Source organism: Lysinibacillus sp. FW12, assembly GCF_050817245.1.
Taxonomy (GTDB): domain Bacteria; phylum Bacillota; class Bacilli; order Bacillales_A; family Planococcaceae; genus Lysinibacillus; species Lysinibacillus irui.
Genome location: NZ_CP139094.1, coordinates 221,981 through 248,336 on the forward strand (window position 1 = coordinate 221,981; position 26,356 = coordinate 248,336).

Genomic DNA, 26,356 nt, shown 5'->3' on the forward strand with positions numbered 1-26,356 from the left:
ATGCAGAATCTCCTGTAACCTGTTATTGAAGGAAAGAAGTTACTTTATTAATGGAATAGATGAACAACTCATGCATAGCTCTCGTACAGGCTGTATAGAAATAGTACCGTTCACTTTCTCTTGAATAATTAGCGGCAGACGCATTATAGATAATGACAGCGTCAAACTCAATTCCTTTCGCCATATACGCTGGAAGTAATAAAATACCCTTTTTAAATTGCTTAGTGCTGTGAGTAATGAGTTGAATATCTATTTGGTTTCTTAATTGTTCGTATACAGCAGAGCATTCAGCTGTAGTTTTACAAATGACTGCAATTGTTTCAAATTTGGTAGAAAGATTATTGATGTTCTGGATAATTCGATCAACTAACTCTAATTCATTTGGCACAATGGTAATTGAAGGTTCAGGACCATTGCGGTTAAAAGCCTCTACTTCACTACCATCATTTAAAATATTGGAAGTGAGTGAAATGATTTGCTTTGTCGAACGATAGCTTTTGGTTAAAATCATTTTTTCGGCCTGCCCACCATATAATTCAGGGTCAAGTAGTGAAGGATTCTCAAAGGTATGAGGGTGAATCGTTTGGTGTCCATCCCCTAAGATGGTCATTCGAGCTTTTGGAAATAGTTGCTGTAATACTGTGAGTTGGAATGGTGAATAGTCCTGTGCTTCATCAATTAAAACATGACGGATCATCGTATTTGTCTGTTGCCCTTCAATTTTGTCCTGTAAATATAAAAATGGAGCGGCGTCCTCATAGGCAATAAGGCGTTTTGTTAAATTAGTATGTGTGTGTTGGCAAATATCTTCCCAATGATCGGGCATAAGATGCTGTAAAGCTTTGTAAAAAGGGCTATTTTGATCAAAGAGTTGGCGATATATACCTAAAATATGAACAAACTTTAACTTGGTAACAGAATTACGTAACGGTTTAAAGTGTTTTTTAACAATTTGTCTCGCTAATTTTTGGCGTTCTTGATCAAAATCATCGAAGGAGTTTTCTGTATAGCTTCCCTCATATAAAAGCTCACTGTAAGACTTAGAGTAGTCTTCTTTATCTAAAAGTTCAGTTGCTTCTTCTACCCATTCCTTTGTACGCTCAGCTCTTTCAAATTTCGTTAGTTGCTGTAATAACCACTCTTTCACGAATTGTAGGCGATCCGGTATCGATATAGAGGAAGGGAAGGAATAGAAGTATTCCGAAATTTCCTGTGCAGTAATAATACGTTCCCCACGAAATACAATATTTTTAAATAATAAGCCCTTATTCGATAAATAGCTTACATAGTGATCCATTAAATCTTTGAAATCAAGGCTCGCTTTATATGAAATAATACTTAATTTAGTTTCATAATGAGCGTCATCCTTTTCTGTTAAAAGATCTTCTAGTTGCTCATAAGGGTATTCCAATTGGAATTGACGACCTAATCGTTTTTCCACATACTCTATAAAAGTTAATTGTTGCATATTGTCTTCACCTAAATCGGGTAAGACCGTATGGACATATTGATTGAAAAGTTGATTAGGCGTTATTAGTAATATTTGATCGGCAGTCATTTCATTGCGATAACGATACAATAGATAGGCGACCCTCTGTAAGGCCACCGCAGTTTTACCACTACCAGCAACACCTTCGACGATGAGGTATCGGGAGTTCACATGTCGAATAATTTTATTTTGTTCAGCTTGAATCGTTGCAACGATACTACGAATATGCTCGTTTGCATTTTGGGCAAGAATATCTAGCAATAAATCATCGCCAATTGTAAGGCCTGTATTAAACATCGATTGTAGTTGGCCATTTTTAATAATAAATTGTCTTTTTAATAACATTTCTCCATGAATTTCTTCACCTAATGTTTCGTAGGATGCATCGCCAGGTGTGTAATCATAATACATACTTGAGATAGGCGCTCGCCAGTCATATATGATTATATTTTCATCCTGTTCATCCAATAATGTAGCAACACCTATATAAATTTTTAAGGGATCTTTTTCCCCATTTTGTAAAAAGTCAATACGAGCAAAATAGGGTGATTGTTGTAAACGTTCATAGACCTTCACATTTCGAATCGCACGTTGTTGTGCAAGCTCTGAGTCAGATAAAAGCTCTACCTGTTGCTTAATGGCAAAAAAAGTTTCATCGACATCCTCAGCCGTATCTAAATTAACCCTGACGTCATTCCAAAACGTTTTCTTTAAGGCGACAGCATTTTCTTTGAAGCCTTTCTCTTTTAGCTGTATTTCTTTTATTTTGTGATGAATGAGGTTTAAAGAATCCTCAAGATAAAGCTTTTCTTCTAGCCATTCTTTTTGATTTTCCAACGTTTACTCACATTCCTCTCCGTAGTTATTTGCTTCCCTTGACAATAACCCTCACCTATATAAATGGTGAGATGAAGGTAATTGTGATTCTCTTTTATAGGTTGTCCAAAGACCCTAGGAAAAAGCAAAAGAGCCTCAATGCAATTATTCGATAGGGTGATTGAAGTAGGAAATTTATCATACCTCTACTCCTGAAGGAAGTATAGTCTAGTAATTTTTGTAAATTTATGCTATAATAAATGTATAAGCTAATAAGTTATTGATATACATAGACTGCTCTAAAAAAGGTGGAGCAGTCTTTTTTATATGTAAAATTGCATCATATTATGACTGATGACCATAAATTTTTATTAGAAACGATAGGCGATATACTAAAGATGACGCCACATTACACGATATAAAAACTTGAAGGGAGGTGAAAATAATGAAGGTGATCTTTACAGTAGGGTTGCCTGGTAGTGGAAAAAGTACATTTGTAAAAGAGCTAGCGAAAAGAGAAAATGCGGTTATCCTATCTAGTGACGCTATACGGGATGAATTGTTTGGTGACGCAACTAAGCAGAAATCGCGTGTGGTCTTTCGTACATTATATGAGCGTCTTAATAACTTAGTGGCAAAAGGGTTTTCTGTCATTGTGGATGCAACCAATATTGAACGGGAGCGCAGGATATTTGCATTACGAAAGTTACCAAGTACCTTTAAAAAGGAGTGTTATTATTTTGATACACCTTATGTAACCTGTGTAGAAAGAAACCAGCAACGGAAACGGCATGTCCCATTAATGGTAATGGAGAAAATGAGAAAGTATTTAGAATTCCCGACAGTAGGAGAAGGTTTTGATGAAGTGCATATTGTACATGAATCAGGTCCTTATGATATTTCTCAACAACAATTTATTTCACTCTTACAAAGCCAGCCCACTTATGAAGAACTTTTTCACACACTTCGATCAGTTCCACTTTTTAAAGAAATTTATCAATTCGATCAAGAAAACTCATTCCATCAATTTTTATTATGTCAGCATACGTATTTTGTGTATGCGTATATCAATGAGTATTATTTAGAAAGCGATAAACTAGCTCTACAAATAGCTGCATTGTTTCATGATGTCGGTAAACCATTTTGCAAAAAATATAAACCATTACAACAACGCTATGGCTATTTTGGACATGAAAACGTATCTGCTCAACTGGTGTGCCATTTTCTATTAGAGTTAGGCTTTGAAAAGGACTTTGTGTTAAAGGTTGTTCATTTAGTGCAATTTCATATGTTAATCCAGTATGGGGGCGATCGAGGCGGAAGCCAAATTTATCACTTATTAGATGGTGATTTATTAACAAGGCTTTATTTTTTCCGTGAGGCAGATCAATTTGCCAAATAAACAATAGGGAAAGGGAGTGAAAATATGACGAAGTTAATGAAATATCCAAGAAGCTTTCATTTGCCATGGAGCAGAGGCTACACACATGATGATAAGGTTGCTAAAAATGTAAATCATTTTGTTGGGAAAGAGGTTGTTGTAACTGAAAAGTTAGACGGGGAAGGTACAACACTATATAAAGACTATATGCATGCTAGAAGCATCCATTCCGCTAATCATCCCTCTAGACATTGGGTAAAAACATTTCATGCGAGTTTTGCTTATCATATACCGAATGATTGGCGATTATGCGGGGAAAATGTGTATGCGAAGCATTCCATTTATTATAAAGCACTAACAAGCTATTTTTATTTATTTAGTATTTGGAATGAAGAAAATATATGTTTAAGCTGGGACGAAACAGTAGCATATGCGGCTGAATTAGGTATTGAAACGGTTCCTGTTTTATATCGGGGTATTTTTGATGAAGAAAAGATAAAACGTACATTTACTGGTAAATCAATATTTGATGGTGAACAAGAGGGATATGTCATTAGAAATATTGATGCATTCCATTATGATGATTTTCGATATAATTTGGGGAAATTTGTGAGACCACAGCATGTTCAAACAAGTGAGCATTGGCTACAAGAAGAAATCATACCTAATTGCTTAAAATAAAATGGAGCTAATGAAATTAAGGTGACGAATTATACAATAAAAAGGACTGAGAAAAATGTAATACTATAATAATCTTTCAAAAATTATAAACTATGAGGAAGTGTGCAAGGATAGCATATCCCTTTTCAAAGAGATTACAGGTTCGATTCCTGTCATCCTCATCATAAATAAAAATGAACTCTCTTCATTAGGACGAGAGTTCATTTTTGTTTATTTAGTGTAATTATCAAAGTAGCCTTGAATGTAAATCATAGGTGTTCCTTTATCACCTGAACCAGATGTAAGATCAGATAGGGAACCGATTAGGTCAGTTAAGCGACGAGGTGTTGTTCCTTGTGCAGCCATTTGACCAGTTAAATCCTCATCTTTATTCTGAATATATTCCGAAATAGCAGCTTTTAATTCCTCACCTCGAAGGTCCGCAAAATCATTGTCTGCTAAGTATTTTAATTTTACTTCGTTCGGTGTACCATGTAATCCCGCTGTGAACGCTGGCGAAACAACAGGATCTGCAAGCTCCCAAATTTTGCCTACTGGATCTTTAAATGCGCCATCACCGTAAATCATGACCTCTACAGTTTTGCCAGTAGCTTCTTTAATTTTTGCTTGGATTCCGTCAACAATTGGTTGGCAAGTGTGTGGGAATAATTTCACACTATCCTCAGTTGCTTTATTCGAGCCAAGAAGGCCATACTCCGCATTGAAGCCAGAACCGTTAATAGATTCAGCTAAAATGTTATCAAGGCTGTAAACTTTTTCTGCACCATTCGCTGTTAAAATACGTTTTGTGCGGAAACGTGTATGAATGTCACATGTTAAAATACTCTTTGTATAATTTAAAATTGTTTTTGGATTATTAGAGAAGATGACCTCACAGGAAGCCCCTTCCGCTTCAATTAACTCTTTATAGTATTCAATATAATCTACACCAGTAAATGTATGTTTTTTATAGCCAAAATGCTCGCGGAACTCAACCTCATTTAGTGTATCCGTCCATGGGTTAATACCTTTTACATCAAGCTCATCAATATCTACAAGGTGATTACCAACTTCATCGGATGGGTAGCTAAGCATTAATACAACTTTTTTTACACCTTTTGCGATTCCACGTAAACAGTTTGCAAAGCGGTTGCGACTTAAAATTGGGAAAATAACACCTACCGTATCATCACCGAACTTTGCCGCTACATCTACTGCGATATCGTCAATCGTTGCATAGTTACCTTGTGCACGTGCCACGACAGACTCAGTTACTGTGACAATATCACGATCCTCGATTGCATATCCTTCAATTTTTGCAGCATTTAACACTGTATCTACAACGATTTGTTCAATATTATCGCCCTCGTTAATAATAGGACCACGAAGACCTCTTACAACTGTACCGATTACACGTTCCAATTTAATCTCTCCTCATTCTCTCTAACGTCAAATGAAATAAAATCCATATGATTTTACTATACTCTTCATTAATGATATAAGTAAAATTAATAGTTCATATAATAGCTATAAGGGGTGCTTATATGATAGGGAAATTAGATTTATATCGCGTTTTTAGTGTTGTAGCAAAAAATAATAGCTTTTCGAGGGCTGCTAAGGATTTATACATGACACAGCCAGCTGTTAGTCAGGCTATGATGCAATTGGAGAAAGAGCTCGGTACACGTCTTTTTAATCGGACCCCGAAAGGTGTGACTTTGACCACAGAGGGCAGCCTACTTTTCGAATATACAAATTCAGCTTTAGGACTTCTAGATGCTGGAGAAGAGAAGTTACTGGAATTTAAAAATTTAACGACAGGGCAATTAAAGATTGGGGTAGGAGATACCATTTCACGCTTCTTTTTAATGCCTTATTTAGAAGCGTTTCATACTATGTATCCGAATATTAAATTACAGATGCTAAATGGTACAACCTCTGAGATTTGTAATTTTATTAAATCAGGTGAGGTAGATATAGGATTTTGTAATTTTCCAATAGAAGATTCTACTTTACAGTTAACAGTATGCACAGATATTCAAGATATCTTTGTCTGCGGGGAGAAGTATAAAACACTATCATCTAAAAGTTTACGCTATGAGGATCTGTTGAAATTCCCACTTATTTTCCTTGAGAAAAAATCAAATTCACGAAAATATGTAGAAGATTATCTCCTTGCAAGAGGGATCTATATTGAACCAGAGTTTGAGCTAGGCTCCCACGATCTAGTGCTAGAGTTTGCCCGTAGTAACCTCGGCATTGCGTGTGTAACAAAGGAGTTTTCAAAGGATTATCTTCAACGAGGTCACCTCTACGAATTAACCTTAAAGGAAAGTATCCCGGCAAGAAGTATTGGTATGTGTTATTTGAAAACAGTACCTCTTTCTAGAGCCGCGACAAAATTTGTCGAAATCATTGAATCAAAAAGTTTGAATACGAGAAGGACAATCAGGAAAGCTTAGCGACTAGAAAAGTTGCTAAGCTTTCTTTTTTTAATACATCAATGAGAATGTCGACATTGCGTTTATTTTTCACGGTTGGTGAGCAAAGATAAGAAAATGTCCGCATAAAATGCTGTCCTTCAAGTGGCAAAATGGTCATATCGCCATTTTTTAATTCACGTTCAATCACACAGGCAGACAGCAGGGAAAGTCCAAGTCCTTGGATAACGCTCTCCTTGACCCCTTGATTACTGCTAATAGTCAAAAGGGAATGAATCTGTAGACCATTTGCTCTGAATAAATGATCTAAATAATAGCGTGTTCCAGACCCTTCTTCACGTGCAACCCAACTTTGCTGTTGAAGTTTGTCAGCAGTAATAGGTTGTTCCCTTGTGAGAGGATGATTGCTGGCACTGACAATAAATAGCTCATCCTTCATAAATGGTTTAATCAATAGTTCATTATCATGAGCCTGCCCTTCTATGAGACCAATATCAACTTGCAATAATTTTGTATATTGAATGATTTCTTTTGTATTGCCAATAATAACTTGAAGCTCAAGCTGCGGGAACTGCTGCTGCAAGCCTGCTATGATGGGAGGCAATATATATTCTCCAATCGTAAAACTCGCCCCTATTACTAGTGTACCTTGGACCTCTTGATGGTAGGCTGCTATGTCTTCTCTCGCTGCTTCCGCAATAGCCATGATTTGTTTAGCTCTTTTATAAAGAATTTCACCAGTTGGTGTAATTTGTACAGACTTAGGTGAACGAATAAATAAGGTTGTCTGTAATTCCTGCTCTAGATTTTTAATGTGTAGACTAACACTTGGTTGAGAAATATGAAGTAATTCAGAGGTTTTCGTAAAGTTATTCACCTCAACTAGTGTGACGAAAGTTTTTAAAGCGTCGAATTGCATAGCTCCACCTCTATTATTAGAAATATTAATAATAACGATTATATATATGTATTTTACTAATAGTGTGCTTTTTAATAAAGTAATAATCAACAAGGGAGAAAGAAGTGAACAACATGGTTATAAGACAGAATAAAGAAAAATCCACCCTTACTCCAAATTTCTTGAAGGGAATATTGTTAACGCTCCTTATTGCTTTAGTAGCGAAATATATTGCTACATTCCCTTTCTTCTCTATTTTGGGACAGTTGGTTATTGCCATTATAGTAGGAATGGCTTGGCGAGCAGCATTTAAAGTACAGGATACCTGGCAAGTGGGGATTGCATTCTCTAGCAAAAAACTCTTAAGGTTGGGAATCATATTATTGGGCATGCGCTTAAATTTAGCGGATATCTATCATGCAGGTGCGAGCGTTTTCTTGATTGCAGTTATTAATTTGTTGTTTGCGTTAATGGTTGTCTACGGATTAACAAAAATGCTCAAAGTTGATCAGAAGCTAGGAATATTAACTGCCTGTGGGACAGCAATTTGTGGAGCAGCTGCTGTAGTGGCAATCGCACCACAAATTAAAGCAAATCAAAAGGAAACGGCAGTAGGGGCAGCAATTGTGGCCCTATTAGGAACTGTATTTACACTTATTTATACAGTACTCTACTCTATTCTTGACTTAACACCAACGGAGTATGGAATTTTCGCAGGTGGTACATTACATGAAATCGCCCACGTTATTGCAGCAGCTTCAGCTGGCGGGAATGAAGCAATTGATATAGCTGTCATTGTGAAATTAACACGTGTTGCACTGCTAGTACCAGTAGCCATTATTATTGGTATTTTCTATCGAAAAATGGATAAAAGCGAAGAGAAAAAGGGATTTACATTGTCTATTATTCCATGGTTTATTTTAGGGTTTTTAGCGATGAGCGCTATCAATTCATTAGGGATAATACCAGCGAATGTGGCGCAAGCATTTGTAAATATTGCTTATATTTTAATTGCTATGGCGATGGCTGGTCTTGGATTAAATGTCGAGATTAAAACATTTAAGGAGCTTGGTGTAAAGGCATTTATCGCTGGTTTAGTTGGTTCTGTCTGTCTATCCATACTGGGCTATATACTAGTCATATTTTTGACTTGATACGGGTCTGGACAGTGTCTAATTAAATAGAAAAAAGACCCTGCATGGTAGATCAGCGTGCAGGGCTTTTTAGATAGAATCAGAAGATAAGTATTTTAGTTGTTGTTTATGAACGTAAAGCTTCAATAGAAGTTGCTAATTCTGCAACTACGATTTTGCTACCGATAATTGGGCTATCAGCTTTATCTCCCTCAGAACCCGAATTTGGACGATGATGGGCTGCAGCAAATGCATCGCTATTACGCCATGCTTGGAAATGCTCCTTAGATTCCCAATACATATTTACACTCATTTCATCATAAGTAGGATCATCGGTTGAAATTAATACCTCTACTTTATGGAAGCCTTCAAATTGTTGAAGTGGTCCCGGCTTTGTGAAGTTTGGTGCCATTCTTGCAGCAAAGCCTGGCTTTACTTGAATACGATTAGTCACAATAATCATGCTATTACCCCCCTTATTTTATTTTTGTAGGTCTATGAATGAATTATCAATGATTATCATTCGCAATCAATGATAATTGGCGTAGGAAGACATTGTCAATAGATGCCCCCTAGATATTCTCTTACGGGGGTTATGAGCAGGGGAAGGCTGACATTTAACTGACATAATCCGATGCTATAATAAAGCCAAAAGCGAGCTAGTAGCGAGGTGAATGACGATGGTAAACATACTAGTAGTAGAGGATGAATATGCAATAAGTCAGGTTTTAAAGGTATATTTACAAAAAGTAGGGTATGAGGTGTCACAATGTTTTAATGGTGGGGAAGCCTTGGATATGTTTCTTAAGACAAAGCCAGACTTAGTGTTGTTAGATATTATGTTACCAGAAAAAAATGGTTGGGCTATTTTACAGGAGATTAGGGAGTTAAGTACGTGTCCTATTATTATGCTGACAGCATTAGGAGAGGTTAATTACCGCTTAGAAGGATTTAATCATGGAGCAGACGATTATATTGCCAAGCCCTTTATAGCGGATGAGGTTGTTGCAAGAGTAAAGGCTGTTTTAAGACGTGCCGAAGGAAGCCTAGATTCATCCACAATAAAACGTTATGGATCGCTCCAAATTGATAGGAAAGCACATAGAGTATTTCTGGGAGGCGAAGAAATTATATTAACGCCAAGAGATTTATCGGTGCTTATGTTTTTAGTTGATCATCCTAATCAAACATTTACCCGTGAGCAGCTAATAGATCAAATTTGGGGTTGGGAGTATGAAGGTAGTGATCGTGCGGTAGATTTAGCAATAAAAAGGCTACGAAGGGCTTTAAAAGATTGGGATGTGACAGAAGGAGAAATAAAAACGCTACGTGGATTGGGGTATCAGTTAAGTGTTCAAAAAAAATAAGCGTATATCCTTACTTCATTATTGGACAAGCCGTTATTTACTTACACTTTTTATAGGATTGGCTATCATTTTTCTCATCTCGGCAGCGTGGATTCGCCATACAACATTTGAAAATCGATTAGAATTAATGGAATTTTTAGCAGACGAGACGGTCTATCGTTTAACGGATACAACAAACCCAAATAATGGTCCAATTAATGGTATACCAGGTTTTATTGGGGATCGAGAGCGTTTTAATATGAGAGAAATAGATCCTATTTTATATGTCGTTGATACAGAAGGCAATATCCTTACAAGTAACCGACCCGTACCACCTGGTAGTGCTAAAAATGTAGCGGGCTTGTTGGACGATGAAGAAGGTACGAAGGAAATAACAGGGGGGCTAGAGCCTGAATATGTGGTGAAAAGAAAGATAGAAGGTAATAATCAGTTATTGGGCTGGGTACTTGTGAAGGAGAAGAAGGACAATCTAACAAGAGTTAACCAAGCATATGGTCAGCTTGCTTTATTAATTGGAGCATTAGCCTTATTGGGTTGGATTGCTATTTACTTCTTATCAAAACGTTTAGCTCGTCCAATTAAACAAGTAGCAGAGGCAGCCAAGCATATACAGGAAGGTAATTATACTGTTGATTTGCCTCAAGATAGTAAGGAAAAAGAGGTCTATGAGCTTGTTACATCTTTTGAAAATATGGCAAACAAATTAGAGCAGCTAGAGAAAACTCGAACGGAGTTATTAGCGGGCGTTACCCATGAATTGAAAACACCTGTTACCTCCATAAGTGGCTTACTACAAGCTGTAAAAGATGGTGTTGTAACAGGATTGGATGCCATGGATTTTATTGAAATGGCTATGGTTGAAACAACAAAAATGAAAACAATGGTCGGTGACTTACTTGCCTTTAACCATTTTGCTGTGGACGCAATTCCAGTTAAAATTCAGTCCGTGGATGTTAATCAGCTGTTGCGAGATGCCGTGGCGCAATGGGAAGTTTTACAGGATGAAGACAGTGTAAAAGTAAATTTACATTTGATTGAACAAGCAGTGTATGTACAGGTAGACATTGTCCGTATTCAACAAATCATGACAAACCTATTAACTAATGCTAAGCAGGCAATGGATAAAGGAACGATCACGCTCATACTAAAGGAGCGAGGGGATAAACTATCGATTATTGTGAAGGATACAGGTCACGGAATTCCTCTAGAGGATCAGGCTTTTATTTTTGAGCGTTTTTATAGAGGAGAGAATAAAAAATATACTATTCGTGGTTTGGGTTTAGGGTTACCTCTTAGTAAAATGATGGCACAATCCAGTGGAGGTGACTTGATATTAATTGAAAGTAATGCCTCAGGAACGTCCTTTGAGTTAGTGCTACAAAGAGCTACTTCGCTATAAAAGCGGAGTAGTTTTTTATTGTAAAAATAGTTGAAGAAAGTGTAAAGCTGACATCTGTCTGACACAAATGCTCTTTATAGTAAAAAGTGTAGACGACAAACAGAGAAGACGTAGTTTGGGATCGTCATACCGCCATATTTCAATGGTCAATGAAATTAAGTAGGGAGAGTGAGTGTGAAATGCCTAGAGTAACTTCATTTAATCCAAATGGGCGTAAGGAAATTAAACAAGCCATTTCCTATCCGGATTATACATTGTTAAAAACGAAGCTTCAGCATGTTATGCAGTTAGACAAGCATGCAGGTATGGACGGAAAATATTTAATTCGTAGTACGTATTTCGATAATTTCGCGAATAAAGTGCTGAATGAGAAGAAGGAGGGTTATATCAATCGAGATAAATATCGGGTACGCATATATGGAAGATCTAGTACCGTTATTAATTTGGAAAGAAAGAGTAAACGAAATAATTTAACGTTTAAAACTAAATGTGCAATATCTCAAACAGAATATGAAAAAATACGGGTTGGAGATTTATCATGGATGGAAAAAGACAATCGAGGATTAATTCAAGACTTATATCAAGAGATGTATTATAGCCAATTAAAACCTACAACGGTGGTGGATTATGAACGAGAGGCCTATATCTATCCATACGGTAATGTGCGAGTTACTTTTGATAGTAAGGTGCAATCAAGTCTGCGTAATACAGATATGTTTAATCAAAACTTGCCTATGGTAGATGTACTCGAGTCGAATCTTGTCATTTTAGAGGTAAAATACGATGAATATTTACCGGATATCATTAAGTATTTGCTACAGTCTGTGGATACACATGCTGAGGCCTATTCAAAATATCAACTTAGTCGGATGTATGGCTAATACAAAGGAGAATAAACATGGATACAATTAAATTTAGTGATATATTTAAATCCAACTTTTTAGAAAAAACAACTTCTTTTTCATTAATCGATTCCATTATTGGTTTAGTAGTAGCGTTTTTTATCGGACTTTTCATTTACGCTGTATATAAGAAAACCTTTAATGGTGTCATTTACTCCCATTCGTTTAATATATCATTGTTAATTATGACGATGGCAACAGCACTTGTCATAATGGGAATCAGCTCAAATGTTCTGTTATCACTTGGGATGGTTGGTGCTTTATCCATTGTACGATTCCGTACACCTATTAAGGATCCAATGGATTTAGTTTATATTTTCTGGGCAATTGTTTCAGGTATTTTATGTGGTGCAGGTTTTATCCCATTAGTCATTATAGGTGCTGTATTAATTGGGCTTGTACTACTAGTATTCGTTAACAAAATTACAGTAGAAAACCCTTATTTATTGATTGTTAAGTATGAAGAAGAGCGAGCAAATGCTAAGGTGGAGAGAATTATTGCCACACAAACAAAAAAATTCGCCCTTAAGTCAAAATCAATAATGCAAAATGAAGAAATTGAAACAACATATGAAATTCGTGTCAAACAAAATGATGCTCAATTGATGGATGAACTGACAAAAGTGACTGGTGTAAAATCTGCCATCATGCTTAGCTACGATGGAAATTTCACAGCGTAATGACCTCATTAATACAAAGGATTACAAAGGAGGTGCAAGCTATGATTAAAACACGAATAGTCTACCTGTTCATGGCAATATTACTCCTTCTCTTTGTCGTTATATATGCTGTTCTTCCAAATGTAGGAATTAAATCGAAAAATTCTGAGTTTTCCTATGAGAATCTAGTATTTAATAACAATAAAGTAACGACAGTTGATATCGAGATAAATGAGGAAGAGTGGGATGACATGCTCGAAAATGCAGCTGCTGAGGAGTTAAAACAGGCGGATATTACAGTAAACGGCAAAAAAATTGAGAATGTTGCTATTCGAACAAAAGGAAATTTATCATTACGATCGGTTGTCAACAGTGACTCTGATCGTTATAGTTTAAAAATTGATTTTGATTATTATGATGATACTCAAAGTTTATATGGACTGAAAAAATTAAATTTAAATAATAATTATAGTGACGCTACACTGATGAGAGAATATATATCTTATGAATTGATGGAGCAAATGGGTATACCAACGCCAGCACATTCTTATATGTATGTTACAGTAAATGGTAAGGATCGAGGTTTGTTTTTAGGAGTAGAAGCAGTGGATGAGACATTCTTAGCTAAAAATTATGGCTCTAATGATGGCTTTTTATTTAAGCCAGATGGGGTAGGCAGTGATCTGAAATATATAAGTGATAATATAGCAGACTATACGGGCATTGGATTGAAAACTAATGAAGGCAATATAGATCAGTCAAAGTTTGTTGAAATGCTAGATGCTATAAATAATAACGGGGACATAGAAAAATATATTGATGTCGATGAAATGTTACGCTATTTTGCCGTCAATACGGCGCTTGTAAATTTAGATAGTTATCAAGGAAATATGAAACATAACTACTATTTGTACGAACAGAATGGAGTTTTTTCTATGATTCCTTGGGATTATAATATGTCCTTTGGTGGCTTTGGTGTTGGAGGAGACAGAGGAAATAGTCAAAATACAACCGACGATTCTACTACGATGCAAAGACCGTTAGAGCAAAACAATGAATCACTTGATCAGGATTTTAATGGAAATAAGCAACGGCAGGGCGGTGGCTTTAACATGGGAATGGGGATGTCGAGCAACTTATTAACCGAGAGTGCTATAAATTTTAGTGTAACGACCCCCGTTTCTGGCACAACGTTAGAGGAGCGACCACTGTTGAATGCCTTGCTTGCACAAGAGGAATATCGTAATAAATATGAAAGTTATTTAGAAGAGTTTGCCACAACATATTTAACTGAAGACTATGTTCAATCGATTACTAAAAAGTTAGCAGTTTTATTAACTACTTATGTTGAAGCAGATCCAACTAAATTTTCTACCACAGAGCAGTTTTTAGAAGCGGTTGAAGGTGAAAATAGCTTACCTGAATTTGCTAAACAGCGCTCTCAATCTATTTTAAAGCAACTGTCGGGTGAACTTGTCGTAGAAGCCTCTACAGCCTCTCAGAATAGGGGGATACGCACTCCAAATGAAAATGGTGAAATAAATTCTATGCCAGGTGATTTTGATGCGAGTCAGCTCCCAGAGGATTTTGATCCATCACAGGGCCCACCGTTTAACAAGGAGGGCAATGGTCCAAGAGAAGGACAGAATGGGGAACAAATGCAACGTCCGGATGAAAATGGAAATCTGATAGGTATGCCTATGCCGAATGCGGCTATTGAAACATCCTATCGAGCACCTGTTATCGATAAACAAACAGTATTTACAGCAGTTGCTTGCCTAGTGATTCTTCTCCTAGCACTCCTCTTTGTTGTTCGATTCAAGCGTAGGGGTCAGTAAAAAAGTAACCATATCCAAAACTTTTGGGTATGGTTTTTGCTTTTTATCGTGCTAAAATAAAGCATTCTTTTCAGAGGAGTCTTTCATATGAATGAACAGCAGTTTGATAAACTTTTGCATATTAACACGGTTGGAGAACAATATGGTTTTCCTAAGCTTGCACACTACCATCGTTATGAGCCTACACCCTACAAAGGATTGGAACAATTATTTGCAGCATATGAGATGCCTGATCATCCTGTATTTATTGATATGGGGTGTGGAAAAGGGCGTGTTCCTATTTATGTGTACCATAAATTTCATATTCCAACCATTGGGGTAGAAATGGATGCAGGGTTTTATGCAGAAGCTGAAGATAATAAACGTAATTATCTCCAAAAGGTACGAGCACATGCACCTATTACATTTATTCATACGATAGCTGAGGCTTATGAAATAAAGCCACGCGATAATGTATTTTTCTTTTTTAATCCTTTTTCGATTCATATTTTTCGCACAGTCATTCATAATATTTGGAAATCCTATGAGCAGCAAATGCGAGATATTCATATAATTTTATATTATCCACCATATGATTATTTACAGTTTTTACATCAGGGAACGCCATTTGAATTACTTCATGAAGTCAATTTAGAAAATGAAACAAATATTAATGAACGTCTTTGTGTATTCGTATTAAAAAAAGCTTAGAGCCTTGGAGAAACCCGTTCTAAGCTTTTTACTATTTTCAAATATTACACAGTTTTAAGTGACGTGAATGAGAGTTTCATGATTATTCGCGCGATTATTTTCAGGGAAATAATCGTAGTAGTAATAGGAGACATTATAATTAGCTAAACTTTATTGTGAAAAAGTGATTCTATCTAAGAGTTTAGCACTAGATTAAAAACCTAATTAAAAGATAATTCACAAATAACTAATTATACTGAAAAATCACTCTAGACTAAATATAAAGAATGTTTTACAATGTAAAAGGCTTATATGAATAATATTTTTCATTTGTTTAAGGTAGTTATAAATAATTATTTTTGCTATTGAGCAAATGAATGTAATTGTTTATAATTATCTGAAATATCTAATATTTGAGAAACTTTCAGGGGGAATTTAATTATGAAAGAGAGCAAAAAGCTTAAGAAGTTCGGTTCACTTTTAGTAGCATCTTCATTACTTGCTGGTGTTCTTGCGGGTTGCGGTAACGGAGACGATTCAAGTTCTGGTGGAGGTTCTTCATCAGGTGGAGGTTCATCTGACGGCGATACAATTAAAATCGGAGCAAACTTAGAACTTTCAGGGAATGTAGCATCTTATGGTTCTTCAATTGGTCTAGGCGCAGAACTTGCTGTAAAAGAAATTAATGATGCTGGCGGTATTGATGGTAAGAAAATTGAACTGATTAAAGTAGATAATAAATCTGAAAACTCTGAGGCAACTGCGGCCGCTATTAAACTAGCAACACAAGATAAAGTAGTAGCAATGCTTGCACCTGCAACATCGGGGAATACAGTAGCAACGGTTCAAATTGCTAATGATAATAAAATTCCGATTGTTACTGGTTCAGGTACGGCTCCAAATATTACAGTGAACGAAGATGGTAGTGTTAATGAATATGCATTCCGTACTTGCTTTATTGACCCATTCCAAGGGATTGTGGCAGCTAACTTCGCTTCTGGTGAGCTAGATGCGAAAAACGTAGCTATCTTCGCAGATAACGCATCAGATTATGCAAAAGGTTTAGCAAAATCCTTTAAAGAAACGATTACTAAGAGTGGCGGAAAAGTTGTAAAAGAAGAAGCATATGTAGCGAAGGATACAGACTTCCGTACACAATTAACAAATATTAAAGCTGCAAATCCAGACTTTATCTTCATCCCTGGATATTATGAAGAAGTTGGATTAATCGTAAAACAAGCACGTGAGATGGGTATTGATGTACCTCTAATGGGTGCTGATGGTTGGGATTCTCCAACTTTAATAGAACTAGCTGGCGCTGATGCATTGAATAACACATACATCACAAACCACTATTCTGCTGAAGACCCAGATCAAAAAATTCAAGATTTCGTAAAGGCATTTAAAGCTGCAAATGGAGACAAAGCGCCTGACGCATTCAACGCACTTGGATATGACTCAATTTACTACATTGCGGATGCGATTAAACGTGCAGGTTCTACGGATGGGGAAGCAATTAAAAATGAATTAGCTGCAACAAAAGATCTTTCTTTAGTAACAGGTACATTCTCAGTTGACGAAAATCATAACCCAATTAAAACAGCAACAGTTCTTGAATTTAAAGACGGTAAACAAGTGTTCAACTCTAAAGTTAATCCTTAATGTTTTGTAAGCAAGGGGAGGCGGGTAAACACGCCTTCCCTTTTTTATGTTTTAGATAACTAGAATGGTAGAGTAAATCATAACTTTTTAGTAAAGATGTATGTACTGATTTTTCAATTTTCAGACAATTTAAAGGAGTGAATACGCATGGAATGGATACAGCAGCTTGTGAATGGTATTTCACTTGGAAGTATCTACGCGTTAATAGCGTTAGGGTATACGATGGTATACGGGATTATTAAGCTGATTAACTTTGCTCATGGTGATGTCTTCATGATCGGGTCATTTATTGGCTTTTACGCAATTGCTAAATGGGAGCTTGGCTTCTTCCCGGCATTATTATTGGCCATGGCCATTTGTGCAATTTTTGGTGTTTTAATTGAACGTATTGCCTATAAACGTCTACGAAATGCAACACGTATCGCAGCGCTAATTACAGCGATTGGTGTGTCGTTGTTAATTGAGTATACAACGATTTTCTTCAGAGGTGCTCAACCGGCAGCCTATCCTGAAGTTTTTAAGAATAAATCATTTGATATTTTCGGGGTACAAATTAGCAGTACATCCATCTTAATTTTATCAGTCGCAATTGTACTGATGATTCTTTTACAATTCATCGTACATAAAACAAAAATTGGGAAAGCCATGCGTGCCGTTTCCCATGATGCGGATGCAGCTCGTTTAATGGGCATTAACGTTGATAATACAATCTCTGCAACATTTGCTATTGGTTCTGCTTTAGCTGGTGCAGCAGGTGTTATCTTCGGTGTTTATTATACAAAAATTGACCCGTTAATGGGGGTAATACCAGGAGTTAAGGCATTTATCGCAGCTGTTCTTGGTGGAATTGGTATCATTCCTGGAGCTATGGTCGGTGGTATGTTACTAGGTGTTGTAGAGTCATTAGTAAGTGCTTTAGGCTTCTCGTTATGGCGTGATGCTGCAGCATTCGTTATTTTAATTTTAATCTTAATCTTCAGACCATCGGGTATCTTTGGTAAAAACGCCCGTGAGAAAGTGTAGGTGAGCGGTTTTATGAAAAAGTCTAAAGTTTTCTGGGGCTATGCCGTAATAGCGCTAGTCATCTATGCCGTTGTACAATTGTTAATTACGACTGAAGTAATTGATATGTACTATAAAAATATGTTGATTACTATGTGTATTAACATCATGTTGGCTGTCAGCTTGCATATTGTTATTGGGGTTACTGGACAATTCTCGATTGGGCATGCTGGGTTCCTTGCTGTGGGAGCATATGTATCTGCTATCATAACAACAAAGTTAATGTTGCCATTCCCACTGGCTATCTTATTAGGGGCAGTTGCAGCAGCCATTGCAGGTCTTATTGTAGGTATTCCAACTCTTCGCTTAAAAGGTGATTATTTAGCGATTGCCACACTAGGTTTTGCAGAGATTATTCGTATTATCTTCTTAAATACGGATTATGTTGGTGGTGCAGCAGGGATGCAGGTTAAATATTTATCTAACTGGACGTATGCATTCTTTGGTGTAGTGTTAACCATCCTAGTTATCTCAAACTTTACAAATTCTCGACATGGTCGTGCATGTATTTCCATTCGTGAAGACGAGATTGCAGCAGATGCTATGGGTATTAATACAACTTATTATAAGGTTGTTGCATTTGCGATTGGCTCTTTCTTTGCCGGTCTAGCTGGAGCTATCTTCGCCCATAACTTTTATATTATTCAGCCGACGACTTTCGGCTTCTTAAAGTCTTTTGATATTTTAATTTATGTTGTACTGGGTGGGTTAGGTAGTCTTTCAGGATCAGTGATTGCTGCGATTTTCCTAACAGTAGTATCTACGTATCTAGCAAACTTCCCAGAGACTCGTATGATCATTTATAGTTTAGTTTTAATTATCGTAATGCTTTATCGTCCAACAGGCTTAATGGGAACAAAAGAAATTACTGATTTATTTAAGTTTGGTAAAAAAGGAGGTACGAAATAATGACTGGAAACCTTCTTATCAATGTTGAAAACATGGGTATTCAATTCGGTGGTTTAAAGGCGGTACAGGGAGTTAACATGTACCTTAATCAAGGCGAATTGGTAGGGCTTATTGGACCTAACGGTGCAGGGAAAACAACTAGCTTTAATATGTTGACGGGAGTCTATACACCGACAGAAGGCACTATTACTTTTGATGGTAAGAAATTAAATGGACTTGCACCATTCCAAGTTACACAAAAGGGGATTAGTCGTACATTCCAAAATATTCGTCTCTTTAAAGAGCTATCTGTTTTAGACAATGTTAAGGTAGCCAACCATTCGCTTGCTAAGCATTCAATGTGGTCTTCAATTTTTCGTTTGCCCAACCACTTCAAAGGTGAGGCAGAAATGGAGCTTCAATCCATAGAGTTCTTAAAAATCTTTGGCTTAGACGTCTATAAAGATGAACTAGCAAAAAATTTACCATACGGGATGCAGCGTCGTTTAGAAATTGCTCGTGCATTGGCAGCAAAGCCAAAGCTCCTTTTATTAGATGAGCCAGCAGCAGGTATGAACCCACAGGAAACACATGATTTAATGGAGTTAATTGCTTTTATTCGTAAAGAGTTTGGCTTAACAATTTTGCTTATTGAGCATGATATGAGCCTAGTTATGGGTATTTGTGAACGCATATATGTACTCGATCATGGACAATTAATCGCTGATGGGACACCAGAAGAAATTCGCAACAATCCAAAGGTAATTGAAGCGTACCTTGGCGAGGAGGTTATCGGCTAATGCTAAAAGTACAAAATATAGATGTTTTTTATGGCAACATTCAAGCATTAAAGGGCCTCTCTTTAGAAGTAAACGAGGGTGAAATTGTAACGTTAATCGGTGCAAATGGTGCTGGAAAAAGTACGTTGTTAAAGACATTGTCAGGTTTATTGAAGCCCAAAGGTGGCATTATTGAATATGAAGGCTTTTCTATTGCCGGGAAAGCTGCTCAAACCATTGTGAAGTCGGGGATTTCTCACGTTCCTGAAGGTCGTCGTGTTTTTGCCAATATGTCAGTGGAGGAAAATTTAGAGCTTGGAGCATATCTAAGAAATGATAAAGCAGGTATTAAAAAAGATATGGATCATGTTTTCGAGTTATTTCCACGGCTATTAGAGCGCCGCAAGCAGCAATCAGGTACATTGTCGGGTGGGGAACAGCAAATGCTCGCAATGGGGCGTGCTTTAATGGCGAAGCCAAAGCTACTATTAATGGATGAACCTTCCATGGGACTTGCACCATTGATGGTTAAAAACATCTTTAATATTATTGAGCAAGTCAATAAAGAGGGTACAACTGTACTCCTTGTAGAGCAAAATGCGAATATGGCCTTATCTGTCGCTAACCGTGCCTATGTACTTGAAACGGGACGTATTGTTTTATCTGGTTCGGCAAAAGAGCTTCAGGAGAGCGAGCAAGTAAAAGCGGCTTATTTAGGTGGCTTATAAAATTAGAAGGGTGTCTCAGAAATGAGATGCCCTTTTGGTTTTCCTTGTTATTAAATAATCAAAAGTAGCATGTTTACTTTATTTTTTGGTAAGGTGGAAAAAAGGAGAGATGCTTTTTGAAGTATTCAGCACAATATTTTATTAAACAATTAAATTTAGCCGAACATCCAGAAGGAGGTTATTATGTATCATCATTTCGTGCTTCAGATAATATAGCAGTGAGAGATGTTCAGAGACCAATTTATACTAGTATTTATTTCTTATTACGATCGCAAGATATATCACACTTACATCGATTGCAATCAGACGAACTATGGTATTATCACGCAGGAGGCCCACTAACAGTACATATGATCTTTCCAGATGGTACATATGAGGCGAAGAAGCTAGGCTTGAACGTAGGAGCTGGAGAAGTACCACAAATTGCAGTGCCGAAAAATACAATTTTTGGCTCATCAGTTGAGGAATCTGATACGTTTAGTTTAGTTGGATGTATGGTAGCACCTGGTTTTGATTTTGAGGATTTTGAATTATTTACACAAGAGGAGCTTTTAGCGGATTATCCTCAGCATGAGGAAGTTATTCGTAAAATGGCATACAAAAAAATCATGTAGAAAAATAGCCGTCTCATTGCTTATGAGACGGCATCTTTTTTTACCATAATATCTCTTCAGGATAATTGAGCTGAATTTGAATATCATGTAACGCTTTTTTAGTCGCAATCGCTGCTTCCATTAGATGGGCTTTTAAAGCAACATATTCATGGTCCTCTACCAGCAAGCGTACAGCAAATGCAGCTAAATGTGCTTTACGTTCCTCTTTACTTAATTGGATATATTCTAGATTCAGAACATCCACATACTGTGTAGCAAAGCGAAAGGTTAACGGATTTTTAGTATGAAGCATTCTTAAAAAAACCATATAATCTTCCTCATTAACTTCTTGTTCTAAACAATTAGCAATAGCTGCTTGAAACTTGCGGATAATAGCCATCTCATTATTCCACATAGCCGCTTTGTTTAATTTTTGGTGTAAATCAATAAAATCATTTAATGCAATGGTACAAAAGATTATTTCTGGCCAAAGAATTTCTGTGGCAAAATAAACATTTTTATTTGGGAAGATCAGTTCATGTTGGGTAAGGACATTCTTATTAAGTCCATTACCGACAAACTCGAGGTGATGTTCACCGAGCATAGCATGTCTTAGTTTGTAGCAAACGCTTAAAATACGTAGTCGAGGACCCTGATAATCATAGTATTTGTTTTCGTCCCCAGTTACCTTATAAATAGCGTTGATTAATTCGTCTAAATCCCAATAATCGGCACTAATTCGTACCCCTGTGAGTTGCTCTGTACTTTGAATAGCTAACATAGTCCCCGTCCTCCCTTAAATATTTTATTTTGGTGTGTAGTTGAGTAGTCTGAAAAGCTCTGCTCGTTCCTTATCTGTCAAATCACGCCATTGACCGACTTTTAAATTGCCAAGCTTGATATTCATAATACGAATACGCTGTAGACGTTTAACAGAATAACCGAGTGCAGAACACATTCGGCGAATTTGACGATTTAAGCCTTGCTCTAAAATAATTTTAAAAACTTTGTCCGAAATCTTTTCAACTTGGCAAGGTAATGTAGTGGTATCTAAAATATCGACACCCGCTCCCATTTTTTTGATAAATTGCTCTGTTATAGGCTTATCCACCTGAACAATATACTCTTTTTCATGATGGTTTTCAGCACGTAGAATTTTATTAACGATATCCCCATCATTGGTTAATAACAATAATCCCTCTGATTCCTTATCCAAACGTCCAATATGGAATATACGCAAAGGATGGTTGACAAAGTCAACGACATTGCCTTTTATATGGCGCTCTGTTGTACTTGTAATGCCGACAGGTTTATTGAGAGCAATATAGACAAGCTGTTGTTCCTTCTTTACCTCTTTTCCATCAACACAAACTATATCCCCATCCTCAACTTGACTACCAACTGTTGCGAGTTCTCCATTAATCGTTACTTTTCCATCAGCTATCCATTTATCAGCACCACGACGTGATATGATTCCTGTTTCACTTAAATATTTATTAATACGCATAATGTTCTCCTAAATTTTATATTATTGTTAAGTATACATTAACGCCATGGATACAGTGAATTCTAGAAGCTTTTCTAGCAAAAATAAATTAATTGGAAAAGTTTTTGAAAAAGTTGAAATTATTTTATGTTTCTGACAATATATTAGGTGAGAGGGTTTCTATAAAAATATTGTTATTCCGACATAAAATAACGATTTTTGTAGATAGTTCTCATTAATTTGTGTAAAGGGGAGAAGTAAAATGGTTTATGCATTTCCAAACACTGAAGGATCGGTAGTTCAATTCAAAGAGAAATATGATAATTATATTGGTGGCGAATGGACACCTCCAACGAAGGGTCAGTACTTTGATAACGTTACTCCTGTTACTGGACAAGTTTTTACACAAGTAGCACGTTCCACAGCTGAGGATATTGAACTTGCTCTAGATGCAGCACATGCTGCTAAAGATGCATGGGGCAAAACATCACCGACAGAACGCGCAAACATTTTACTTAAAATCGCGGACCGCATCGAACAAAATTTAGAAAAACTAGCCGTTGCCGAAACATGGGATAACGGGAAAGCGGTACGTGAAACATTAAATGCAGATATCCCTCTTGCAATTGATCATTTCCGTTATTTTGCTGGAGCATTACGTGCTCAAGAAGGCTCAGTGAGCCAAATTGATAACGATACAGTTGCTTATCACTTCCATGAGCCAATAGGGGTAGTTGGTCAAATCATTCCTTGGAACTTCCCGCTATTAATGGCAGTATGGAAGCTTGCGCCGGCACTTGCAGCTGGTAACTGTGTTGTATTAAAACCTGCAGAACAAACACCGGCATCTATTATGGTGCTTGTAGAATTAATAGAAGATTTATTACCGCCAGGTGTTATTAATATTGTGAATGGATTTGGCTTAGAAGCAGGGAAACCGCTTGCATCTAATCCACGTATAGGGAAGATTGCCTTTACGGGGGAGACGACAACTGGCCGTCTAATTATGCAATATGCTTCTCAAAACCTTATCCCAGTTACATTAGAGTTGGGTGGTAAATCACCAAATATCTTCTTTGAAGATATTATGGATAAAGATGATGCCTTTTTAGATAAAGCAGTTGAAGGCTTCGTATTATTTGCACTAAACCAAGGGGAAGTATGTACATGTCCTTCTCGAGCATTAATTCAGGAGTCTATTTACGATAAATTTATGGAACGTGTAATACAGCGAGTTGAAGCCATTAAAGTTGGCAATCCACTTGATCCAAATACGATGATGGGTGCTCAGGCTTCAAGCGAGCAAATGGAAAAAATCCTTTCTTATTTAGATATTGGTAAGCAAGAAGGAGCAGAATGTTTAATTGGTGGAGAGAAAAATAATGTAGGTGAAGGCTTCGAAAACGGCTACTACATCAAACCAACTGTCTTCAAAGGACATAATAAAATGCGTATTTTCCAAGAGGAAATTTTTGGCCCAGTTGTTGCAGTAACTACGTTTAAGACGAAAGAGGAAGCACTCGAAATTGCGAATGATACATTATATGGCTTAGGTTCAGGTGTTTGGACAAGAGATATTAATACAGCTTACCGTTTTGGTCGTGAAATTCAGGCAGGCCGTGTTTGGACAAACTGTTACCATGCTTATCCTGCACATGCTGCATTCGGTGGCTACAAAATGTCAGGTGTTGGTCGTGAAAACCATAAAATGATGCTTGCTCATTACCAACAAACGAAAAACTTATTAGTTAGCTACAGCGAAGATAAACTTGGTTTCTTCTAATTTGTAGGGAGGTGCATGAGCGTGGTTGAACGTGTATTAGCTACGACAGAAGCGCTGGCACTAATCGAACTTTTAAAAGAGAAACATGGACCTGTTATGTTTCATCAATCAGGGGGATGCTGTGATGGCTCCTCACCTATGTGCTATCCAGAGGGTGATTTACTTTTAGGTGATCAGGATGTTTGTCTTGGAGAAATTGGTGGTTCTCCTTTCTACATGCACAAAAATCAGTATGATTACTGGAAGCATACACAAATCATACTGGATGTGGTGGATGGAAGAGGTGGTATGTTCTCGCTTGAGGGCGTAGAAGGAAAACGTTTTCTAACAAGGTCAAGAGCCTTCACACCAGAAGAGTTACAGGAGCTAGGGTTAATTTAACAAATATGTTACAGCGGCAAAGAATTCTGCCGCTGTTTTTTATCTTGATTCAAAGATTAACGAGGCTAAATTGTTTAATTTTTATGGAAAAGAGTATGTAAATCAATATTATGTGATGAATTTCTTAATAATAAAAATAGTTTTAATCGATCCTTTAAGGTCATAGTAAATAATAGTTTCCTGGTGGTTTTTCCTATCATCGTCAATCCCCCTTTTTATAGTTACTAATATTTCCTATTAAAACAAATAAATTAAGTAACATACATTAAATTAAGTTTACTTTTTATGTTAATTGTTACAAAGCGTGTGAATCTTTCTCACAATATGTAACGTAAAATGAGTAAAGGAGTGTGCTAAATATGGATTACGTGATGATTGAAAATACATTTACCAATACAGTAGAGGAAGTATCCAAAGCTGCGGGCTGGACAGTGGACCGTAAAATTATATTAGCTATTGCTAGTACATTTGTTGCGTCAGGGAAAACGTTTGATACAGCGAAGTATAAAAGTGTATTGCAAGAGATGAAGAAGCAGTCGTCGTGGATGTCTCCTTTACGATCAACAGTTGGATACAGCATTGCTGCTAATTTAATGGAACAAGAAAATGTTGAAAAGGCCGTAAAGGATTTATTAACAAATGTGAGTATCTTAAGGGACGCGAAATTTAGAAGCGGCAATTTTAGCTATATCGGAGCACAATTTTTGACAGAGGATGAAAAGGATAAAAAAGCACATGCACAGGCAGCTAGATCTTTGTTCGATGCAATCCGTAAACACCATCCATTTTTAACATCTTATGAAGATATTCCTTATGCAGTATTGCTAAGTAGCTCCAATGATGATGGTGAGTTACGTGCAGAAACAATGAATCGCTACTATAAAGAACTACGAACCTATAATTTTAACGCTGGTAATGAGCTTCAATGGCTATCGCAAGTATTAACTTTTTTATCACCTCAATTTGATGGTCAACTAGTACCAAATGTTGTGATGCTAAGAGATACGCTCAAAAAGCAAAATATTAAGGTCAGGGCTATGCACTATCCTTTACTTGGTTTTTTGGCCATACTAAATCTTAATAAAACACAACTACAAGATATCATTGATCTTCATCATGAATTAAAGGATTTGAAATTATTAAAATGGCACCGCGAATTTGTCCTGTTTATGGCTGTACAAATTGCCATTTACGACATGGCGAAGGTGCAAAAATCTCTTTCCATGACCATTATGTCTTCCATTGAATTATTAATTCAAGCACAGCAAGCTGCGATGATGGCAGCGGTTAGTGCAGCCGCCATTGCTTCTAGTTCAAGTTCTTCGTGATAGAATAAGAAGGA

Annotated in this window: 25 protein-coding genes; 19 read left to right on the plus strand and 6 right to left on the minus strand. The window is 36.8% G+C overall.

Features of this window, described 5'->3' with window-relative positions:
* Nucleotides 1-22: 22 nt before the first annotated feature.
* A complete protein-coding gene (gene helD, locus SJW71_RS01125) occupies nt 23-2,326 on the minus strand; it encodes an RNA polymerase recycling motor HelD (protein ID WP_274795012.1) in 2,304 nt (767 codons plus the stop codon).
* A gap of 424 nt (nt 2,327-2,750) precedes the next feature.
* Between helD and SJW71_RS01130 the strand changes: the two genes are divergently transcribed.
* On the plus strand, nt 2,751-3,707 hold the full coding sequence (locus SJW71_RS01130) for an AAA family ATPase (RefSeq protein ID WP_313470986.1): 957 nt from the start codon (nt 2,751-2,753) through the stop codon (nt 3,705-3,707).
* Nucleotides 3,708-3,731: 24 nt separating this feature from the next.
* Nucleotides 3,732-4,367, plus strand: a complete 636-nt coding sequence (locus SJW71_RS01135; RefSeq protein ID WP_431811669.1) for an RNA ligase family protein — start codon at nt 3,732-3,734, stop codon at nt 4,365-4,367.
* Nucleotides 4,368-4,577: 210 nt separating this feature from the next.
* Here the strand turns inward: SJW71_RS01135 and SJW71_RS01140 are convergent, their stop codons facing one another.
* Nucleotides 4,578-5,768, minus strand: coding sequence for a coenzyme F420-0:L-glutamate ligase (locus tag SJW71_RS01140; RefSeq protein ID WP_274795009.1), 1,191 nt, complete (start codon nt 5,766-5,768; stop codon nt 4,578-4,580).
* A 122-nt stretch (nt 5,769-5,890) separates the two neighbouring features.
* Between SJW71_RS01140 and SJW71_RS01145 the strand changes: the two genes are divergently transcribed.
* Nucleotides 5,891-6,808, plus strand: a complete 918-nt coding sequence (locus SJW71_RS01145; RefSeq protein WP_274795008.1) for a LysR family transcriptional regulator — start codon at nt 5,891-5,893, stop codon at nt 6,806-6,808.
* Here SJW71_RS01145 and SJW71_RS01150 read toward each other — a convergent pair.
* Entirely contained in the window at nt 6,795-7,706 is a 912-nt protein-coding gene (locus SJW71_RS01150; RefSeq protein ID WP_431811670.1) for a LysR family transcriptional regulator, read from the minus strand. The two genes, SJW71_RS01145 and SJW71_RS01150, sit on opposite strands and share 14 nt — an antisense overlap.
* 113 nt (nt 7,707-7,819) lie before the next feature.
* On the opposite strand from SJW71_RS01150, the gene SJW71_RS01155 reads away from it, so the two are divergent.
* On the plus strand, nt 7,820-8,839 hold the full coding sequence (locus tag SJW71_RS01155) for a YeiH family protein (RefSeq protein WP_274795006.1): 1,020 nt from the start codon (nt 7,820-7,822) through the stop codon (nt 8,837-8,839).
* Between the two features lie 106 nt (nt 8,840-8,945).
* Here the strand turns inward: SJW71_RS01155 and SJW71_RS01160 are convergent, their stop codons facing one another.
* A complete protein-coding gene (locus SJW71_RS01160) occupies nt 8,946-9,281 on the minus strand; it encodes a heme oxygenase (protein WP_274795005.1) in 336 nt (111 codons plus the stop codon).
* A gap of 217 nt (nt 9,282-9,498) precedes the next feature.
* On the opposite strand from SJW71_RS01160, the gene SJW71_RS01165 reads away from it, so the two are divergent.
* The 12 genes from SJW71_RS01165 (at nt 9,499) to SJW71_RS01220 (ending at nt 21,385) form a co-directional block, all read left to right on the plus strand.
* Nucleotides 9,499-10,185, plus strand: a complete 687-nt coding sequence (locus SJW71_RS01165) for a response regulator transcription factor (RefSeq protein WP_431811671.1) — start codon at nt 9,499-9,501, stop codon at nt 10,183-10,185.
* Entirely contained in the window at nt 10,169-11,584 is a 1,416-nt protein-coding gene (locus tag SJW71_RS01170; RefSeq protein ID WP_322611868.1) for a sensor histidine kinase, read from the plus strand. The genes SJW71_RS01165 and SJW71_RS01170 overlap by 17 nt, the downstream gene beginning before the upstream one ends.
* A gap of 179 nt (nt 11,585-11,763) precedes the next feature.
* Nucleotides 11,764-12,465 (plus strand): polyphosphate polymerase domain-containing protein, encoded by a 702-nt coding sequence (locus tag SJW71_RS01175; protein ID WP_312506391.1) that lies wholly within the window; start codon nt 11,764-11,766, stop codon nt 12,463-12,465.
* Nucleotides 12,466-12,482: 17 nt separating this feature from the next.
* A complete protein-coding gene (locus tag SJW71_RS01180) occupies nt 12,483-13,166 on the plus strand; it encodes a DUF4956 domain-containing protein (RefSeq protein WP_431811672.1) in 684 nt (227 codons plus the stop codon).
* A 41-nt stretch (nt 13,167-13,207) separates the two neighbouring features.
* On the plus strand, nt 13,208-14,983 hold the full coding sequence (locus SJW71_RS01185) for a CotH kinase family protein (RefSeq protein WP_431811673.1): 1,776 nt from the start codon (nt 13,208-13,210) through the stop codon (nt 14,981-14,983).
* Between the two features lie 87 nt (nt 14,984-15,070).
* Nucleotides 15,071-15,673, plus strand: coding sequence for a class I SAM-dependent methyltransferase (locus tag SJW71_RS01190; protein ID WP_274794998.1), 603 nt, complete (start codon nt 15,071-15,073; stop codon nt 15,671-15,673).
* Between the two features lie 420 nt (nt 15,674-16,093).
* Entirely contained in the window at nt 16,094-17,314 is a 1,221-nt protein-coding gene (locus SJW71_RS01195; protein ID WP_312506394.1) for an ABC transporter substrate-binding protein, read from the plus strand.
* A gap of 147 nt (nt 17,315-17,461) precedes the next feature.
* Nucleotides 17,462-18,337 (plus strand): branched-chain amino acid ABC transporter permease, encoded by an 876-nt coding sequence (locus SJW71_RS01200; protein ID WP_274794996.1) that lies wholly within the window; start codon nt 17,462-17,464, stop codon nt 18,335-18,337.
* A gap of 12 nt (nt 18,338-18,349) precedes the next feature.
* A complete protein-coding gene (locus SJW71_RS01205; RefSeq protein ID WP_274794995.1) occupies nt 18,350-19,285 on the plus strand; it encodes a branched-chain amino acid ABC transporter permease in 936 nt (311 codons plus the stop codon).
* The gene (locus SJW71_RS01210; RefSeq protein ID WP_274794994.1) at nt 19,285-20,064 is read left to right on the plus strand and encodes an ABC transporter ATP-binding protein; all 780 of its coding nucleotides are present in this window, start codon (nt 19,285-19,287) and stop codon (nt 20,062-20,064) included. Before SJW71_RS01205 ends, SJW71_RS01210 begins: the two co-directional genes overlap by 1 nt.
* Complete coding sequence (locus SJW71_RS01215) at nt 20,064-20,771, plus strand: ABC transporter ATP-binding protein (RefSeq protein ID WP_048395515.1); 708 nt, start codon at nt 20,064-20,066, stop codon at nt 20,769-20,771. The genes SJW71_RS01210 and SJW71_RS01215 overlap by 1 nt, the downstream gene beginning before the upstream one ends.
* Before the next feature lie 116 nt (nt 20,772-20,887).
* Nucleotides 20,888-21,385, plus strand: a complete 498-nt coding sequence (locus tag SJW71_RS01220; protein ID WP_341387093.1) for a cupin domain-containing protein — start codon at nt 20,888-20,890, stop codon at nt 21,383-21,385.
* 40 nt (nt 21,386-21,425) lie between these two features.
* On the opposite strand, the gene SJW71_RS01225 is transcribed toward SJW71_RS01220, so the two are convergent.
* Both SJW71_RS01225 and rluF read right to left on the minus strand, forming a co-directional pair.
* The gene (locus SJW71_RS01225; RefSeq protein ID WP_274794992.1) at nt 21,426-22,145 is read right to left on the minus strand and encodes a DUF6904 family protein; all 720 of its coding nucleotides are present in this window, start codon (nt 22,143-22,145) and stop codon (nt 21,426-21,428) included.
* 24 nt (nt 22,146-22,169) lie between these two features.
* A complete protein-coding gene (gene rluF, locus SJW71_RS01230; protein WP_274794991.1) occupies nt 22,170-22,871 on the minus strand; it encodes a 23S rRNA pseudouridine(2604) synthase RluF in 702 nt (233 codons plus the stop codon).
* Nucleotides 22,872-23,112: 241 nt separating this feature from the next.
* Between rluF and adh the strand changes: the two genes are divergently transcribed.
* From adh to SJW71_RS01245, 3 genes are all read left to right on the plus strand, one after another.
* Nucleotides 23,113-24,633, plus strand: coding sequence for an aldehyde dehydrogenase (gene adh, locus SJW71_RS01235; RefSeq protein WP_274794990.1), 1,521 nt, complete (start codon nt 23,113-23,115; stop codon nt 24,631-24,633).
* 21 nt (nt 24,634-24,654) lie between these two features.
* Nucleotides 24,655-25,014 carry a DUF779 domain-containing protein gene (locus SJW71_RS01240; RefSeq protein WP_274794989.1) on the plus strand — a complete coding sequence of 120 codons (360 nt, stop codon included), beginning with the start codon at nt 24,655-24,657 and terminating at the stop codon, nt 25,012-25,014.
* 359 nt (nt 25,015-25,373) lie between these two features.
* On the plus strand, nt 25,374-26,342 hold the full coding sequence (locus tag SJW71_RS01245) for a DUF4003 family protein (protein WP_274794988.1): 969 nt from the start codon (nt 25,374-25,376) through the stop codon (nt 26,340-26,342).
* Nucleotides 26,343-26,356: the final 14 nt, after the last annotated feature.